The organism is Nocardia sp. GTS18, assembly GCF_013839555.1.
Taxonomy (GTDB): Bacteria; Actinomycetota; Actinomycetes; order Mycobacteriales; family Mycobacteriaceae; genus Nocardia; species Nocardia rosealba.
Genome location: NZ_JACBIU010000004.1, coordinates 216,464 through 234,224, shown reverse-complemented (window position 1 = coordinate 234,224; position 17,761 = coordinate 216,464). Strand labels below are relative to the sequence as shown.

Sequence of the window (17,761 nt, the reverse complement as noted above, 5' to 3'; positions counted from 1 at the left end):
AATGGGTCTCGAAGAGAAACTGCCCAGCGGGTTTCTGCTGAGCACCGTCGAGGATTTCGCCGGATACCTGCGTAAAGGGTCGCTGTGGCCGGCCACCTTCGGCCTGGCCTGCTGCGCGATCGAGATGATGGCCACCGGCGCCGGACGATTCGACATCGCCCGCTTCGGCATGGAGGCGTTCCGCGCCTCGCCCCGCCAGGCCGATCTGATGATCGTCGCCGGCCGGGTGAGCCAGAAGATGGCCCCGGTGCTGCGCCAGGTCTACGACCAGATGACCGAGCCCAAATGGGTGCTGGCCATGGGTGTCTGCGCGTCCTCGGGCGGAATGTTCAACAACTACGCCATCGTGCAGGGCGTCGACCATGTGGTCCCGGTCGACATCTACCTGCCCGGCTGCCCGCCCCGACCGGAAATGCTGCTCAACGCCATCCTCGCGTTGCACGCCAAGATCGCCGAGATGCCGATGGGCGTCAACCGCGAGGAAGCGATCCGCGCCGCCGAACAGGCCGCGCTCGCCAGCACCCCGACCATCCGTATGGAGGGCCTGCTGCGATGACATTCGACTCTCCCGACAACACCGACAACACTGCGGGGCAGGGCATTCCGGAGGAAACCCCGGAGGCGCCCAAGCATCGCAAACCGGCCGAGGACGAGGTGATCGGTACCCGCCACGGCATGTTCGGCGTGCACGGCACCGGCGATACGTCCGGCTACGGCGGCCTGGTCACCCCGGTGGTGCTGCCCGGCGGCACGCCACCCCCGTACGGCGGCTGGTTCGACGCCTTCGTCGGCACCCTGCGCGCTGCCCTCACCCACCGCGTCATCGCCTTCGACACCGTCATCGAGAAGATCGTCGTCTTCCGCGGCGAGCTCACCCTGCACGTGCGCCGCGAACACCTCGTCGACGTGGCGAGCGCCCTGCGCGACGACAGCTCGCTGCGCTTCGAACTGTGCCTCGGCGTCAGCGGGGTGCACTACCCCGACGAAACTGGGCGTGAACTACACGCCGTGTACCACCTGATGTCGATCACCCACAGCCGTCGGGTACGCCTCGAGGTGTCGGTCCCCGATGCCGACCCGCACATCCCGTCGCTGTTCTCGGTGTATCCGACCGTCGACTGGCACGAACGCGAAACCTACGACTTCTTCGGCATCCTCTTCGACGGGCACCCCTCGCTCACCCGCATCACCATGCCCGACGACTGGCGCGGACACCCGCAGCGCAAGGACTACCCGCTCGGCGGGATCCCGGTGGAGTACAAGGGCGCGCGCATACCGCCGCCCGACGAGCGGAGGACCTACAGCTGATGACCGACACCGATTTCCGCCGTGACGAACCACGGGTCGTCACCGTGGCGGGCCAGGACTGGGACCAGGTCGGCGAGGTGCTCGACGGTGCCGGTGAAGAACGCATCGTCGTCAACATGGGCCCCCAGCACCCCTCTACGCACGGCGTGCTGCGCCTGATCCTCGAGATCGAGGGCGAAACCGTCACCGAGGCCCGCTGCGGCATCGGCTACCTGCACACCGGCATCGAGAAGAACCTGGAATTCCGCAACTGGACCCAGGGCGTCACCTTCGTGACCCGAATGGACTACCTGTCCCCGTTCTTCAACGAGACCGCCTACTGCCTCGGCGTGGAGAAACTGCTCGACATCACCGAGCAGATTCCCGAACGCGCCACCGTGGTCCGCGTGCTGCTGATGGAACTCAACCGCATCTCCTCGCACCTGGTGGCCCTGGCCACCGGTGGCATGGAACTGGGCGCGCTCACCCCGATGTTGTTCGGCTTCCGTGAACGCGAACTCATCCTCGATGTCTTCGAAACCATCACCGGCCTGCGGATGAACCATGCCTTCATCCGTCCCGGCGGTCTCGCCCAGGACCTGCCCGACGACGGCGTCACCAAGGTGCGTGAACTCCTCGACATCATGCCGGGTCGGTTGCGCGATATGGAACACCTGCTCAGCGCCAATCCCATCTGGAAGAAGCGCACCCAGGACATCGGTTACCTCGACCTGACCGGCTGCATGGCCCTCGGCATCACCGGCCCGGTGTTGCGCGCCACCGGCCTGCCCCACGACCTGCGCAAATCCGATCCCTACTGCGGCTACGAGAACTACGAGTTCGACATCCCGACCACCACCGGCTACGACTGCTACGGCCGCTACCTGATCCGGGTGGCCGAGATGCGCGAGTCGCTCAAGATCGTCGAACAGTGCCTCGACCGGTTGCGTCCCGGCCCGGTGATGATCGACGACAAGAAGATCGCCTGGCCCGCCGACCTGAAACTGGGCCCCGACGGACTCGGCAACTCCCCCGAACACATCGGCAAGATCATGGGCACCTCCATGGAATCGCTGATCCACCACTTCAAGATCGTCACCGAGGGCATCAGAGTGCCTGCCGGACAGGTGTATTCGGCCGTCGAGTCGCCGCGCGGTGAACTGGGCGTGCACATGGTCAGCGACGGCAGCACGCGCCCCTACCGGGTGCACTACCGCGACCCCTCGTTCACCAACCTGCAGGCGGTCGCCGCGATGTGCGAGGGCGGCATGGTCGCCGACGTCATCGCCTCCGTCGCCAGCATCGACCCCGTCATGGGAGGGGTAGACCGATGACCGAAAAGCCCGCGAGCCCAACGGTTCTGCTGAATCTCACCGTCCGGCCCGAGCCGTATCCGCCGCACATTCGCCAACGTCTCGAACTCGACGCCAAAGACATCATCACCCGCTACCCGCACCCGCGTTCGGCTCTGCTGCCACTGTTGCATCTGGTGCAAGCGGAGGACGGATATGTTACCGGTACCGGGATCGACTTCTGTGCCGAGCAATTGGGGCTCACCGGCGCCGAGGTCACCGCTGTGGCCACCTTCTACTCGATGTACCGCCGGACCCCCACCGGTGACTACCACGTGGGCGTGTGCACCAACACACTGTGCGCGGTACTCGGCGGTGACGCGATCTACGAAGCGCTGCAACAGCATCTGGAGATCGGCCACGGTCAGACCACCCCCGACGGCGCCGTCACCCTCGAACACATCGAGTGCAACGCCGCCTGCGACTACGCGCCGGTGATGATGGTGAACTGGGAGTTCTTCGACAACCAGACCCCCGAATCGGCCATCGAGATCACCGACGCGCTGCGTGCCGGTCATCAGGTGCGGCCCAGCCGCGGCGCCCCACTCTGCACGTTCCGCGAGACCGCGCGAATCCTCGCCGGCTTCCCCGACGAACGACCGGGTGTCCTCGAGGGCGCTCCCGGCGAGCCCACGCTGGCAGGATTGCGCGTCGCCGACGGAGCGGCCTCGGCCCCTGAAACCGGTTTCCCGGCAGCGGATTCCGGAGACGGCGAGGGCGCGCGATGACCACGCTCACCCCTGTACTGAGCCGAGACTGGGATCGTCCGCAGTCCTGGACGCTCGACACCTATTCCAGCACCGGCGGATACGAAGGTCTGCGAGCCGCGCTGCGGATGCAGCCCGACGACGTCATCCAAACGGTCAAGGACGCGGGTCTGCGCGGACGCGGAGGTGCGGGCTTCCCCACCGGGATGAAGTGGTCGTTCATCCCGCAGGGTCCCGGCCCCGACGGCACGACCAAACCGCACTACCTCGTCGTCAATGCCGACGAGTCCGAACCCGGCACTTGCAAAGACATTCCGCTCATGCTCGCCACCCCGCACACGCTCATCGAGGGGGTGGTGATCGCCGCGTATGCCATCCGCGCGAACACCGCCTTCATCTACGTGCGCGGTGAAGTCGTCCCGGTGTTGCGCCGCCTGCAGGCCGCCGTCGCCGAGGCCTACGCCGCGGGATTCCTCGGCAACGACATCCTCGGCTCGGGTTTCGACCTGGAACTGATCGTGCACGCCGGTGCGGGCGCCTACATCTGCGGCGAGGAAACCGCCCTGCTCGATTCCCTCGAGGGCCGCCGCGGGCAGCCACGGTTGCGGCCACCGTTCCCCGCCGTCGCCGGTCTCTACGCCTGCCCGACGGTGGTCAACAATGTGGAATCGATCGCGTCGGTGCCCTCGATCCTGCGCAACGGCACCGATTGGTTCCGCTCGATGGGCAGTGAGAAGTCGCCCGGCTTCACCCTGTACTCGCTCTCGGGCCATGTCGCCCGCCCCGGCCAGTACGAGGCACCGCTCGGCATCACCCTTCGCGAACTGCTCGACTACGCAGGCGGTGTGCGCGCCGGGCACACCCTGAAGTTCTGGACACCGGGCGGTTCGTCGACACCGCTGTTCACCGCCGACCACCTCGATGTCGCCCTCGACTACGAAGGTGTCGCCGCCGCCGGTTCCATGTTGGGCACCAAGGCATTGCAGATCTTCGACGACACGACCTGTGTGGTGCGGGCGGTGCTGCGCTGGACCGAGTTCTATGCCCACGAGTCCTGCGGCAAATGCACACCGTGCCGCGAGGGCACCTACTGGTTGGTGCAACTGCTGCATCGACTCGAGGCGGGTCAGGGCACCGAGGCCGACCTCGACAAGCTCGCCGACATCGCCGACAACATCAACGGCAAATCGTTCTGCGCGCTCGGTGACGGCGCGGCCAGCCCGATCTTCTCCTCGCTGAAGTACTTCCGCGAGGAATACCTCGAGCATCAGCGTCGCGGCGGCTGCCCGTTCGACCCGGCCCGCGCCACGGCGTGGGCCTCAGGAAAGGCGACCCGATGACAGCGATCGCACCCGGCAACAACTCCGGCGTGGTGCCCGCCGATCTGGTGAGCGTCACCATCGACGACACCACCATCCAGGTCCCTGCGGGCACCCTGGTGATCCGCGCGGCCGAACTGATCGGCGTGCAGATCCCCCGCTTCTGCGACCACCCACTGCTCGACCCCGTCGGCGCCTGCCGCCAGTGCATCGTCGAGGTCGAAGGTCAACGGAAACCGGTGGCCTCCTGCACGATTCCGGTCACCGACGGCATGGTGGTGCGCACCCAGCTCAGCTCCCCGGTCGCCGAGAAGGCTCAGCGCGGGGTGATGGAACTGCTGCTGATCAACCATCCGCTGGATTGCCCGGTGTGCGACAAGGGCGGCGAATGCCCGTTGCAGAACCAGGCCATGTCCACCGGCAGCGCCGAGTCCCGCTTCGAAGGTGAGAAACGCACCTACCCGAAGCCCATACCGCTGTCGTCGGCGGTGCTGCTGGATCGGGAACGGTGCGTGCTGTGCGCCCGGTGCACACGGTTCTCCCAGCAGGTGGCCGGTGACCCGTTCATCGAACTGATGGATCGTGGTGCGCTGCAACAGGTCGGTATCGCCCAGGCCGAACCGCTCGACTCGTACTTCTCCGGCAACACCGTGCAGATCTGCCCGGTCGGCGCGCTCACCGGCACCTCCTACCGGTTCCGTGCCCGCCCCTTCGACCTGGTCTCCACACCCAGTGTGTGCGAGCACTGCGCATCGGGCTGCGCGCAACGCACCGATCACCGGCGCGGGAAAGTGCTGCGGCGCTTGGCCGGTGACGACCCGCAGGTCAACGAGGAATGGAACTGCGACAAGGGCCGCTGGGCCTTCGCCTACGCCACCGAACGCGACCGCCTCACCACCCCACTGGTGCGTGGCTGGGACGGTGTGCTCGCCCCCGCGTCCTGGCCCCAGGCCCTGGCCGCCGCCGCGACCGGATTGCAGGCCGCCATCGGCAACGCCGGTGTGCTGGTCGGTGGGCGCGTCACCGAGGAAGAGGCCTACGCGTACAGCAAGTTCGCGCGAATGGTGCTGTCCACCAACGACATCGACTTCCGCGCGCGCGTGCACTCCGAGGAGGAGGAACGGTTCCTCGCCGCGTGCGTCGCCGGACGTGGCATCGACGTGGACTACACGGCACTGAGCAAAGCCCCCGCGGTGCTGCTGGTCGGTTTCGAACCCGAAGAGGAATCGCCGATCGTCTACCTGCGCCTGCGTAAAGCGGTGCGCAACCGAGGTCTGCGGGTGGTGTCGTTGGCGCCGTTCGCTTCTCGAGGGCTCGAACGACTCTCCGGTGCACTCATCCAGACCCCACCGTGCGCCGAAGCCGAAGTTCTCGATGCCGTGCGTACCGAAACCTCGCCGGACGCCGCCGAACTCATGGACCTGCTTCGGTCCCCCGGCGCGGTCATCATGGCGGGCGAACGGCTCGCCGGTAGCCCGGGCGCGTTGTCGGCGGTGGTCCGGTTGGCCGAGGCCACCGGCGCCGCGCTCGCCTGGGTGCCACGCCGAGCCGGTGAGCGCGGAGCGCTCGAAGCCGGCGCATTGCCCGGTCTGCTGCCCGGTGGCAGGCCCGTCATCGATCCGACCGCGCGCCAGCAGGTTCGTCACCGCTGGCAGAGTGGCGAACTGCCCGTCGGTCCCGGCCGCGACACCTCGGCGATCCTCGCGGGCGCGGCCCAGTTCGGCGCACTGGTGATCGGCGGCGTTGACCCCGCCGACCTGCCCGACCCGGCCGCGGCCCTGGCCGCGATCGACGCCGCCCGGTTCGTGGTGAGCCTCGAACAACGCCACAGCAGTGTCACCGAACGCGCCGACGTCGTGTTCCCCGTGGCCACCGTCGTCGAGAAGACGGGCACCTTCCGCACCTGGGAAGGCAGGCCGCGCCCGTTCGCGGCCACACCTCTCGACACCACCCGCCGCGTCGCCGCACCCCTGTCGGACCTGCGCGTATTGCATTCTCTGGCCGCCGAAATGGGTGTCCCGATCGCACTGCCCGACGCCGCTGCGGCCCGGGCCGAACTCGACGCTCTCGGTGGTTGGAGCGGTGAGCCGATCACCGCGCCCGAATTCTCGAGCCGGACCAGACCCACACCCGGTCCAGGTACGGCGGCGCTGGCCGGGTGGCGGATGCTGCTCGACGCCGGTCGCCTGCAGGACGGCGAACCCAACCTCGCCGGTGTCGCGCGTCCACCGGTCGCCCGACTCTCGGCCGCCACCGCCGCCGAGATCGAAGCCGACGAGGCCGACCACATCATCGTCGCCACCGACCGTGGCGAGATCACCGTGCCGCTGATGATCACCGACCTGCCCGACCGGGTGGTGTGGCTGCCGCTGCACTCACCCGGCTGCACGGTCGGTACCACCCTCGGCGTGACGCCCGGCGCCGTGGTGCGCCTGCGCCGCGCCGACGACAGGATGAAGGAACACCGCCATGAGTGATCGTGTGCTACTCCTCGCGGCCGACGCCGGGCCGGTCTTCGGCACCGACCCACTGTGGCTGGTCGTGGTCAAGGCGCTGGCGGTGTTCGTCTACCTGATGCTCGTCCCGTTGGTCGCGGTGTACGCCGAACGCAAGGTCGTCGCCTGGATGCAGATGCGGGTCGGCCCCAACCGGGTCGGGCCGGGCGGGATGTTCCAGTCGATCGCCGACGGCGTGAAGATGGCGCTCAAGGAAGACATCATCCCCGCCATCGTCGACAAGCCGATCTACGTGCTCGCGCCGATCATCTCGGTGATCCCGGCGTTCATGGCGTTCGCGGTGATCCCGTTCGGCCCGGAGGTGTCGTTCTTCGGCACCCGCACCGCGTTGCAACTCACCGACATGCCCGTCGGCGTGCTCTACATCCTGGCCATCACCTCCATCGGCGTGTACGGCATCGTGCTGGCCGGCTGGTCGTCGAACTCGACGTATCCGCTGCTCGGCGGGCTGCGTTCGACCGCACAGGTCATCTCCTACGAGATCGCGATGGCACTGACCTTCGCGACGGTGTTCCTGCTCTCGGGCACCATGGCGACCTCCGGCATCGTCACCGCCCAGGAGGGCACTTGGTACGTCTTCCTGTTGCTGCCGTCGTTCCTGATCTACTGCGTGGCGATGGTCGGTGAGACCAACCGGGCACCGTTCGACCTGCCCGAAGCCGAGGGTGAGCTCGTCGGTGGCTTCCACACCGAGTACTCCTCGCTGAAGTTCGCGATGTTCATGCTCGCCGAATACGTCAACATGGCAACGGTTTCCGCGCTCGCCACCACCCTGTTCCTCGGTGGGTGGCGCGCACCGTTCCCGATCAGCCTGTGGGAGGGCGCCAACTCCGGGTGGTGGCCGGTGCTGTGGTTCACCGCCAAGGTGTGGACGTTCCTGTTCGTGTTCGTCTGGTTGCGCGGCACCCTGCCCCGACTGCGCTACGACCAGTTCATGAACCTCGGCTGGAAACTGCTCATCCCCACCTCGCTGGTGTGGGTCATGGTCGTGGCCGGTGCGCGGGTGCTCGACATCGAGGGCATTCCCGGGCAGACACCCATCCTGGTCGGCACCGGCATCGTCGTCACCGTCGGGTTGATCGGCATGTTCGTGCGGGCAGGCCGGACGAAGGGGCTGCCGCCGCTGCCGGAGGAACCCGCGAGTTCGCCCGTGTTCCTCGGTTTCCCGGTGCCGCCGATTCCACCACGCACCGCCGACGCCGAACCGCGGATCGGTCTGCTCGATCCCTTCGCCGGGTTCGCCGTCACCGGGGCGACCATGTTCAAGAAGCCCAACACCGAGTTCTACCCCGAACAGAAGGTGCCGACCGCGCCGCGCTATCACGGCCGCCACCAGCTCAACCGCTACGCCGACGGCCTCGAGAAGTGCATCGGCTGCGAACTGTGCGCCTGGGCGTGCCCGGCCGACGCCATCTACGTCGAAGGCGGCGACAACACCGAGGACGAACGCTTCTCCCCCGGTGAACGCTACGGGCGGGTGTACCAGATCAACTACCTGCGCTGCATCGGCTGCGGCCTGTGCATCGAGGCCTGCCCCACCCGGGCGCTCACCATGACCAACGAATACGAACTCACCGACGACAACCGCGCCGACCTCATCTACGAGAAGGACCGGCTGCTTGCGCCGATGGAGCCCGGCATGGTCGCTCCGCCGCACGCGATGGCGCCCGGCACCGACGCCGCCGACTACTACCTCGGTCGTGTCGGACCCGCGGCGTCCGAAGAGGAGGTCCTGCGATGAGCACCCTGCTGGCCGCCGACATCGCCGCCACCTCCACCGGGGAAGCCGTGCTGTTCTGGGTGCTCGCCCCCATCGCCGTGCTCGGCGCGCTCGGCATGGTGACCGCGGCCAAGGCCGTGCACTCGGCACTGTGCCTGGCCGCGACCATGATCGCGCTCGCCGTGTTCTACATCGCCCAGGACGCACTGTTCCTCGGTGTCGTGCAGATCGTGGTGTACACGGGCGCGGTCATGATGCTGTTCCTGTTCGTGCTGATGCTCGTCGGTGTCGACTCGGCCGAATCGCTGCGCGAAACCCTGCGCGGGCAACGCATCGCGGCCGCGATCGTCGGCCTCGGATTCGGTTTGCTGCTCATCGGCGGCATCGGGTCAGCGCTGAGCGGAGACGGTACCCGCTTCGCGGGCAACGGTTTCGGCGAACGAGATGTGATCGCCGAACTCGCCGAGCTGATCTTCCTGCGCTACGTCTGGGCATTCGAACTCACCGGCGCCCTGCTGATCACCGCCACCATCGGCGCCATGGTGCTGGCCCACCGCGAACACTTCACGCCGCGCCGGGGTCAGCGCGAGATGTCACGTGACCGTTTCCGTACCGGCGGTGAACGCGTCACCCCGCAGCCGACACCGGGCGTCTTCGCCCGGCACAACGCCGTCGACAGCCCGGCCCTGCTGCCCGACGGCTCCTACGCCGAACACTCGGTGAGTACCATCCTGCGCCACCGCCGCACCCGCGCCCACGAAGAAGCGCTGTTCCTGGCGGCGGGCGCGGCACGCGGCGACAACCCGACGGCCGACGAGGAAGGCAAGCGGTGAACCCCCAGAACTACCTGTTCCTGTCCGCGCTGTTGTTCACCATCGGCGCCGCCGGAGTCCTGTTGCGGCGCAACGCGATCGTGGTGTTCATGTGTGTGGAGCTCATGCTCAACGCGGTGAACCTGGCCTTCGTCACCTTCGCCCGGCTGCACAGCGACCTCGACGGTCAGGTGATCGCCTTCTTCACCATGGTCGTGGCCGCCGCCGAGGTCGTCGTCGGTCTCGCGATCATCATGACGATCTTCCGTGCCCGCCGGTCGACCTCGGTCGACGCCGCCAACCTGCTGAAGTTCTGACATGGGTACCGCAACGTTGTGGCTGCTGCCCGCGATCCCCCTGGTCGGCGCGATCGTTCTGCTGTTGCTCGGGCGCCGCGCCGACGGCTGGGGGCACTACCTCGGTACGGCCGCCGCGCTCGGTTCGTTCGTCGTCGCGGTCGTCGCGTTCGTCGCCATGCTCGGTCGCGCCGACGCCGACCGCGCCCAGCATCTGGAACTGTTCACCTGGGTGCCGGTGGCGCAGATGCAGGTCGCCTTCGGGCTGCAACTCGATCAGCTGTCGATCTGCTTCGCGCTGCTCATCACCGGCGTCGGCTCCCTGATCCACCTCTATTCGATCGGCTACATGAGCCACGATCCGGGCAGGCGCCGCTTCTTCGGCTACCTCAACCTGTTCCTGGCTGCCATGCTCGTGCTCGTCCTGGCCGACAACTTCCTCGTGCTCTACCTCGGCTGGGAAGGCGTGGGTCTGGCGTCGTACCTGCTGATCGGGTTCTGGTACGAAAAGCCTTCCGCCGCAACAGCGGCCAAGAAGGCGTTCGTGGTGAACCGAGTCGGTGACATGGGTCTGGCCATCGCCATGATGGTCATGTTCGCGACCTTCGGTTCGTTCGATTTCCGCACCGTGTTCGCGGCCGCACCGGGTGCGAGCGAGGCCACGCTCACCGTGATCGGGTTGATGTTGCTGCTCGCCGCGTGCGGTAAATCCGCGCAGGTGCCACTGCAGTCCTGGCTCGGTGACGCGATGGAAGGCCCGACGCCGGTGTCGGCGCTCATCCACGCCGCGACCATGGTCACCGCCGGTGTGTACCTGATCGCGCGCGCCAACCCGGTCTACGATCTCGCCCCCGGCGCGCAGGCAGCGGTGCTCGCCGTCGGCGCGGTGACGTTGCTGTTCGGCGCGATCATCGGCTGCGCCAAGGACGACATCAAGAAGGCCCTGGCCGCCTCGACGATGAGCCAGATCGGCTACATGATCCTCGCCGTCGGTCTCGGCCCGGCCGGCTATGCCTTCGCGATCATGCACCTGCTCACCCACGGCTTCTTCAAAGCCGGGTTGTTCCTCGGTGCCGGCTCGGTGATGCACGCGATGAACGACGAAACCGATATGCGCCGCTACGGCGGACTTCGCACCCTGATGCCGATCACCTTCGTCACCTTCGGGCTCGGCTACCTGGCGATCATCGGCGTGCCACCACTGTCGGGCTTCTTCTCCAAGGACAAGATCATCGAGGCCGCCTTCGACCACGGCGGCACCACCGGTGTCCTGCTCGGGGTGGTCACCCTGCTCGGCGCCGGGCTCACCGCGTTCTACATGACCCGCGTCATGCTGATGACGTTCTTCGGTGAACGCCGTTGGAAACCCGACACCCACCCGCACGAATCCCCCGCGGTGATGACCGGGCCGATGATCCTGCTCGCCCTCGGATCCGTGTTCGCCGGTGGACTGTTCGTGTGGGGTTCGTCGCTGGTGCACTGGCTCGAACCCGTCGTCGGCTCGCACCACGCCGAACCCGTCGTCCCGCCCATCGTCGTCACCGGACTCGCGTTGACGGTGGTCGCGATCGGTGTCGCCGTGGCCTACCGCAAGTACGCCGAGTCGGCGGTACCCGAGGTCGCGCCGGAGCCGGTCACCGTGCTCACCCGCGCCGCGCGCAAGGATCTCTACGGTGATGCCGTCAACGAAGCGGCGTTCGAACGTCCCGGCCGCTACCTCACCCGGGCGCTGGTATTCGTCGATGCCAAGGGTGTCGACGGAATCGTCAACGGCACGGCTGCCGCCATCGGCGGGCTGTCGGCCCGAACCCGGTGCGTGCAAACAGGTTTCGTCCGCTCGTATGCCCTGTCCATGTTCACCGGCGCGGCCCTGGTGGCCGCTGCCCTGCTCGCGGTGAGGTTCTGGTGAACTCGTTTCCCTGGCTGACGACGCTCTGGCTCGCCCCCGCGATCGGTGCCGTCGCGGTGCTCGCGGTCCCCGCCGCCCAGCGCACCCTGGCCCGCGCACTCGCCTTCGCGGTGTCGTTCGGTGTGTTCGTGCTCGCCGTCGTACTGACCGCGAAGTTCCAGCCCGGCGGTGAGCAGTACCAATTCGTCGAATCCCACGAGTGGATCCCGGCGTTCGGCGTGGGTTACACCCTCGGCCTCGACGGCATCGCCACCGCCCTGGTACTGCTCACCGCGCTGCTCGTGCCGCTGCTGATCCTGGCGGGCTGGAACGACGACAGCGGCGACGGCCGCAAGAACGCCCACCTGTACATGGCGTTGATGCTGCTGGTCGAGTCGATGGTGCTGATCTCGTTCCTCGCCCTCGACATCCTGCTGTTCTACATCTTCTTCGAAGCCATGCTGATCCCGATGTACTTCCTCATCGGCGGCTTCGGCGCCCGGACCACCGACGCCGCCGTACGCGCGCAACGCTCGCGCGCGGCGGTGAAGTTCCTGCTGTACAACCTGTTCGGTGGGTTGATCATGCTGGCCGCGGTGATCGGGTTGTACGTGCTTACCGCCCGCGCCGGTCTCGGTGAGGGCTCGGCGGGCACCTTCGATCTGCGGGTGGTGGTCGAAGCGGCCAACAACGGCGAGCTCGGCGGTAGTACGGCGGTCTTGAACGCCCTGTTCCTCGGGTTCATGTTCGCCTTCGCGGTGAAGGCTCCCCTGTGGCCGCTGCACACCTGGCTGCCCGATGCCGCCGTGTCGGCCACCCCGTCGAGCGCGGTGCTGATGATGGCGGTGGTCGACAAGGTCGGCACCTTCGGCATGCTGCGCTACTGCCTGCTGCTGTTCCCCCTCGCCTCCGACACCTTCGCCCCGCTCGTCATCACCCTCGCGGTGATCGGTGTGCTCTACGGTGCGCTGCTCGCGATCGGGCAGACCGACGTGATGCGCCTCATCGCCTACACCTCCATCTCGCACTTCGGGTTCATCATCCTCGGCATCTTCGCCATGACCTCCCAGGCCCAGTCCGGTGCCACGCTGTACATGGTGAACCACGGACTGTCCACGGCCGCACTGTTCCTCATCGCCGGATTCCTCGTCAGCAGGCGCGGCAGCCGGATGATCGCCGATTTCGGCGGCGTGCAGAAGGTCGCCCCCGTGCTGGCGGGCACGTTCTTCATCGCCGGACTCGCGACGCTGTCGCTGCCCGGACTCGCTCCGTTCGTCAGCGAATTCCTGGTGCTGGTCGGCACATTCAGCCGATACGAAGTGGCCGCGGTCGTGGCGACCGGTGCGCTTGTCCTTGCCGCGATCTACGTGCTGTGGCTCTACCAGCGACTGATGACCGGCCCGCTGCGGGAGGGCAACGAGAACCTGCGCGATTTGGTGCCACGCGAACTCGCCGTGGTCGTCCCACTGCTCGTTGCCCTGCTGGTGCTCGGCCTGTACCCGAAGCCGATGCTCGATCTGGTGAATCCCGCTGTGGGACAGACCTTGTCGACCATCGGTAAGCAGGATCCGGCGCCGAAGGTCCCCGCTCCCGAAGCAGCACCCACCGGCGGACACAAATGAGGACGGACTCCGTGACCATCAACGAGCTCGCGGCCCCGCTGACCGCGCCGAGCATCGAATACCACCTGCTCGCACCGATGCTGATCGTGTTCGCCGTCGGCGTCGTCGGTGTGCTGGTCGAGGCGTTCGCGCCCCGCGCCTACCGGTACGGCACCCATGTGGTGCTCGGCATCGCCGGTGTGCTCGCCGCACTGGTCGCTGTGGTACTGCTCGCCGGCACCGAGGCCACCGCCGTGGTCGGCGCCGTCGCGATCGACGGCGTCACCTTGTTCCTACAGGGCACCATTCTCGTGATCGGTCTGCTCGGACTGCTGCTGATCGCCGAGCGCGGTGCGGTACGGCGCGTGCGCAGCGGACCGGGCACCTGGAGCCGGGCCGCCGCCGTCCTCGAACGCGGCGTCGACGCCTTCACCCCCCAGGCATCGTCGGTGCCGGGCAGCGCCAACGAACTCGCCGCCGTGCGGGCGGGCGTCTCGACCACCGAGGTCTTCCCGCTGACCATGCTCGCCCTCGGCGGGTTGCTGCTGTTTCCCGCGTCCAACGATCTGCTCACCATGTTCGTCGCGCTCGAGGTGCTGTCGCTGCCGCTGTATCTGCTGTGCGGACTCGCCCGGCGCAGGCGGTTGCTGTCGCAGGAAGCGGCGCTGAAGTACTTCCTGCTCGGCGCCTTCTCCTCCGCGTTCTTCCTCTACGGTGTCGCCCTGCTCTACGGGCAGACCGGCACCGTCTCGCTGCCGGAAATCGGTGCGGCACTGGACAAGCAGGGCGACGATGCCACTCTCGCCCTGCTCGGGATCGCGATGCTGGCCGTTGGTCTGCTGTTCAAGATCGGTGCCGTGCCGTTCCAGGCGTGGGTGCCCGACGTGTATCAGGGCGCGCCGACCCCGATCACCGCGTTCATGGCGGCGGCGACCAAGATCGCCGCGGTCGGGGCGACCATGCGGGTGCTGATGGTGGGAACCGGTGCGCTCAGCGATGATTGGCGGCCCGTGCTCGCCGCCGTCGCGGTGGCGACGATGGTGGTCGGCGCGGTCATGGCGGTCACCCAGACCGATGTGAAGCGGATGCTCGCCTACTCCTCCATCGCGCACGCCGGGTTCCTGCTCGTCGGCATGACCGCCGCCGATTCCGCGGGCCTGGCGGCGGTGATGTTCTATCTGCTGGCCTACGGTCTCGGCACCGTCGGTGCGTTCGCGGTGGTCAGTCTGGTGCGCGACGGTTCCGGCGACGAGGCGACCGCCATGTCGCAGTGGGCCGGTCTCGGTAAGCGGTCCCCCTGGCTGGCCTCGGTTTTCGCGCTGCTGCTGCTGTCGTTCGCCGGTCTTCCGTTGACCAGCGGATTCGTCAGCAAGTTCGCGGTATTCGCCGCCGCTTCCGGTGCCGGTTACATCTTCCTGGTCGTCATCGGTGTCGTGTGCAGCGCCATCGCGGCGTTCTTCTACGTCCGCGTCATCGTGCTGATGTTCTTCACCGATCCGCCCGCCGACGCCCCGACCGCGACGTCGCCGTTCGCGACCGTCCTCGTCGTCGCCTTCACCGCGGGCGCGACCGTGCTGCTCGGCCTGTTCCCCCAGCCCGTTCTCGACCTGGCAGAACGGGCAGCCCACTTCATCCGCTGAGTAGCGGATCGAAGCGTGCTTCACTCGGGAGTGCCGACCTCTCAGCGGGTGAGTTTGTGCAAGTGGGTGAGCTTTTCGGGGTTGGTGACCGAATAGATCCCGATCACGGTGTCGTCGGTGGCGACATCCAGTACCACCACCGCCAGGGGCGCGTCACCGTCGAAGACGACGGCGCACGGGTCACCACTGACCGTGCGCCAACCCACGCGATAGCCGTCGAGCCCGGCCGCGGCGACGGCCATGAAGACCGCGGCGACGGCGGTCTGGCCGTGCACCGGCCGCAAGCTCGTCGCCGGTCCGGTGCCGCCGCCGTCGGTCCACAAGGTGACCTCCGGTGAGAGGATCGCCAGGAGCTCTTCGAGGTCACCGCCCATGGCCGCGGCAACGAAACGTTCGGTGACCGCCCGGCAGACGCGCGGGTCGACCTGGGTTCGGGGACGCCGCGCCCGAACGTGCGCGCGAGCGCGATGAGCGATCTGCCGGACGGCGGCGGGTGAACGGTCGACCATCTCGGCGATCTCGGTGTGCGGATAGGCGAACACCTCGTTGAGGACGAAGACGGCCCGCTCGAGCGGAGTCAGCGATTCCAGGACGACAAGCATCGCCATCGAGAACGCTTCGGTGCGTTCCACGGTTGTCGCCCCGTCGGGCTCACCGTCGAGCAACGGTTCCGGAAGCCATTGCCCCACATAGTCTTCGCGGCGCCGGCTCAGCGTGGCGCGGCGGGCGAGGGCCTGGTTCACCGCCATCCGGGTGAGGTAGGCGCGGGGGTTGTCGACGGGTTCGCTGCTGCCGACCGACCGGGACTGCCAGGCCAACCACACTTCCTGCAGCACGTCCTCGGTGTCGGCGACACTGCCGAGCATGTTGTAGACCACCGAGAACAGCAGTTCGCGGTAGCCGACGAACAGCTCGGTGGCGTTGTCGATGTCAGCGGTCATGGTGTCCTCCGGTCCAACGGAAACAGGTCTTCCCACGAAGAGGTGGCCGGACCGCCGAAGTGTGACAGCCGCCTCGGAATCTGTGATCCATCGCACAGAAATCTGGCGTGCTCGTCACATTCGGCGGCACGGCTGCCTCTTCGTCGGCGAATCCGTTTTCCACCAAGGAGGTTCCATGCGTACTCGAATCAGTGATGTCCGGGTTTTCGACGGCGAGCGGAGCGTCGAGCACACCAGCGTGCTCATCGAGGACGACCGCATCGTGGTCGACGATCACGCCCCGGCCGAGGTGGAGGTCGACGGCACAGGTCGCACCTTGCTTCCGGGTTTGATCGACTGCCACACCCACATCTTCGACGGAGACCTGGCCCGCGCGCTCACCTTCGGAGTGACGACCGAACTCGACATGTTCTGCCTGCCCGAGGTGCTGCTCGCCCAACGCGCGCTGGCCACCACCCGTGACGATGTGGCCGACTTCCTCAGCGCAGGCACACTGGCCACCGCGCCGGGCGGTCACCCCAGTCAGCTGCTCGCCGCGCCCGGTGTCGCCGAACTCGGACTCGCACCGTTCGACACCATCTCCGGCCCCGAACAGGCCGCGGACTTCGTGCGGGCCAGGCTGGCGGAAGGCGCGGACTACCTGAAGATCGTCGTCGACGACGGCGCCGTGCACGGGGCCGAGCTGCCGGTGCTGTCCGCCGCGACCGCGACCGCCCTGACCGAGCAGGCGCATCGGGCGGGTTTGCGGGTCATCGCGCACGCGATCACCGAGGGTGAGGTGCGCATCGCGCTGGACGCGGGCGTCGACGGGCTGGCTCACGTCTGGACCGACATCTCGCCGCACACCGCCGACCTGGTCGAGCGGGTGGCCGCCGAGAACGTCTTCGTGGTGAGCACACTGGTCTACTTCGAAGCCCTCGGCGACCACCACGAGAACGCGGCGGATTGTGCGCGCCCGGGTTCTTTCGAGGACGCTCTGCGGGTGGCCCGGGCGCTGTTTCGCGCAGGTGCGCCGCTTCTCGCGGGCACTGATGCCAATCCGTTCGCGCCCACTCATGGTGCGAGCTTGCATCGGGAACTGGTCTTGCTGAGCGAGATCGGGTTGTCTCCGCTGGAGGTGCTGGCGGCGGCGACCAGCGGACCGGCGGATCGGTTCGGGTTGGCCGATCGTGGTCGGATCGTGCCCGGTTCGCGGGCCGACCTGCTGCTCGTCGAGGGCGACCCGACCACCGATATCACCGCCACCGGCGCCATCGCCGACGTGTGGCGCCGTGGTGTGCGGCAGGTCCGCCGGTGACCGCGGCGATCGCGCACCCCCGGTGGCCGGTGGCGGTGTTTCGGGCGACGGTGACCGTCGCCGCCGCGCTGGTGTTCGCTCAGGCGGCACTGGCCGGCGGGTTTCTGGCCGGGCATTTCGAGGCCTTGGCGATGCACAGCCGCAACGGTGGGCTGGTCGGGGTGGTGTTCCTGGTGCAGGTGGTCGCATCGGTGTTGTTGTGGCGCAAGGGCAGTGGCCCGGCGTGGCCGGTGCGCACCGCGGTGATCCAGTTGCTGATCGCGGCGGCGCTGATCCCGCTCGGTGAGGAACGGGTGCTCGCCGTGCACATTCCCCTCGCCGTCGCCTTGTCGATCGGCACCGCGCTGCAGGTGAGCTGGGCGTGGCGGTGGCGGCGATGAGCATC

General features: G+C 67.7%; 15 protein-coding genes. 14 read left to right on the top strand and 1 reads right to left on the bottom strand.

The window, feature by feature from the left end; translation table 11 throughout:
- Position 1 precedes the first annotated feature (1 nt).
- The 12 genes from HYG95_RS07425 to nuoN are packed head-to-tail and all read left to right on the top strand — an operon-like array spanning position 2 to position 15,138.
- Complete coding sequence (locus HYG95_RS07425; protein ID WP_067489943.1) at positions 2 to 556, top strand: NADH-quinone oxidoreductase subunit B family protein; 555 nt, start codon at positions 2 to 4, stop codon at positions 554 to 556.
- The gene (locus tag HYG95_RS07420) at positions 553 to 1,308 is read left to right on the top strand and encodes an NADH-quinone oxidoreductase subunit C (RefSeq protein WP_181697246.1); all 756 of its coding nucleotides are present in this window, start codon (positions 553 to 555) and stop codon (positions 1,306 to 1,308) included. The genes HYG95_RS07425 and HYG95_RS07420 overlap by 4 nt, the downstream gene beginning before the upstream one ends.
- A complete protein-coding gene (gene nuoD, locus HYG95_RS07415) occupies positions 1,308 to 2,621 on the top strand; it encodes an NADH dehydrogenase (quinone) subunit D (RefSeq protein ID WP_181697245.1) in 1,314 nt (437 codons plus the stop codon). The genes HYG95_RS07420 and nuoD overlap by 1 nt, the downstream gene beginning before the upstream one ends.
- Positions 2,618 to 3,367, top strand: a complete 750-nt coding sequence (gene nuoE, locus HYG95_RS07410) for an NADH-quinone oxidoreductase subunit NuoE (RefSeq protein WP_181697244.1) — start codon at positions 2,618 to 2,620, stop codon at positions 3,365 to 3,367. The genes nuoD and nuoE overlap by 4 nt, the downstream gene beginning before the upstream one ends.
- Complete coding sequence (nuoF, locus tag HYG95_RS07405) at positions 3,364 to 4,686, top strand: NADH-quinone oxidoreductase subunit NuoF (RefSeq protein WP_181697243.1); 1,323 nt, start codon at positions 3,364 to 3,366, stop codon at positions 4,684 to 4,686. Before nuoE ends, nuoF begins: the two co-directional genes overlap by 4 nt.
- On the top strand, positions 4,683 to 7,142 hold the full coding sequence (locus tag HYG95_RS07400; protein ID WP_181697242.1) for an NADH-quinone oxidoreductase subunit G: 2,460 nt from the start codon (positions 4,683 to 4,685) through the stop codon (positions 7,140 to 7,142). Before nuoF ends, HYG95_RS07400 begins: the two co-directional genes overlap by 4 nt.
- Positions 7,135 to 8,922 carry an NADH-quinone oxidoreductase subunit NuoH gene (nuoH, locus tag HYG95_RS07395; RefSeq protein ID WP_181697241.1) on the top strand — a complete coding sequence of 596 codons (1,788 nt, stop codon included), beginning with the start codon at positions 7,135 to 7,137 and terminating at the stop codon, positions 8,920 to 8,922. Before HYG95_RS07400 ends, nuoH begins: the two co-directional genes overlap by 8 nt.
- Complete coding sequence (locus tag HYG95_RS07390) at positions 8,919 to 9,734, top strand: NADH-quinone oxidoreductase subunit J (protein ID WP_181697240.1); 816 nt, start codon at positions 8,919 to 8,921, stop codon at positions 9,732 to 9,734. The genes nuoH and HYG95_RS07390 overlap by 4 nt, the downstream gene beginning before the upstream one ends.
- On the top strand, positions 9,731 to 10,030 hold the full coding sequence (nuoK, locus tag HYG95_RS07385) for an NADH-quinone oxidoreductase subunit NuoK (protein ID WP_067489925.1): 300 nt from the start codon (positions 9,731 to 9,733) through the stop codon (positions 10,028 to 10,030). Before HYG95_RS07390 ends, nuoK begins: the two co-directional genes overlap by 4 nt.
- A gap of 1 nt (position 10,031) precedes the next feature.
- On the top strand, positions 10,032 to 11,918 hold the full coding sequence (gene nuoL, locus HYG95_RS07380; RefSeq protein WP_181697239.1) for an NADH-quinone oxidoreductase subunit L: 1,887 nt from the start codon (positions 10,032 to 10,034) through the stop codon (positions 11,916 to 11,918).
- Positions 11,915 to 13,519: an NADH-quinone oxidoreductase subunit M gene (locus tag HYG95_RS07375; protein ID WP_181697238.1), complete on the top strand. Its 1,605-nt coding sequence runs from the start codon at positions 11,915 to 11,917 to the stop codon at positions 13,517 to 13,519. Before nuoL ends, HYG95_RS07375 begins: the two co-directional genes overlap by 4 nt.
- 11 nt (positions 13,520 to 13,530) lie before the next feature.
- Positions 13,531 to 15,138 carry an NADH-quinone oxidoreductase subunit NuoN gene (gene nuoN / locus HYG95_RS07370; protein ID WP_370465711.1) on the top strand — a complete coding sequence of 536 codons (1,608 nt, stop codon included), beginning with the start codon at positions 13,531 to 13,533 and terminating at the stop codon, positions 15,136 to 15,138.
- Positions 15,139 to 15,179: 41 nt separating this feature from the next.
- Here nuoN and sigJ read toward each other — a convergent pair whose 3' ends face one another.
- Positions 15,180 to 16,079, bottom strand: coding sequence for an RNA polymerase sigma factor SigJ (gene sigJ / locus HYG95_RS07365; RefSeq protein WP_181697236.1), 900 nt, complete (start codon positions 16,077 to 16,079; stop codon positions 15,180 to 15,182).
- Between the two features lie 175 nt (positions 16,080 to 16,254).
- On the opposite strand from sigJ, the gene HYG95_RS07360 reads away from it, so the two are divergent.
- Both HYG95_RS07360 and HYG95_RS07355 read left to right on the top strand, forming a co-directional pair.
- Positions 16,255 to 17,376, top strand: coding sequence for an amidohydrolase family protein (locus HYG95_RS07360; RefSeq protein WP_181697235.1), 1,122 nt, complete (start codon positions 16,255 to 16,257; stop codon positions 17,374 to 17,376).
- Positions 17,373 to 17,756 (top strand): hypothetical protein, encoded by a 384-nt coding sequence (locus HYG95_RS07355; RefSeq protein WP_181697234.1) that lies wholly within the window; start codon positions 17,373 to 17,375, stop codon positions 17,754 to 17,756. The genes HYG95_RS07360 and HYG95_RS07355 overlap by 4 nt, the downstream gene beginning before the upstream one ends.
- Positions 17,757 to 17,761 lie beyond the last annotated feature (5 nt).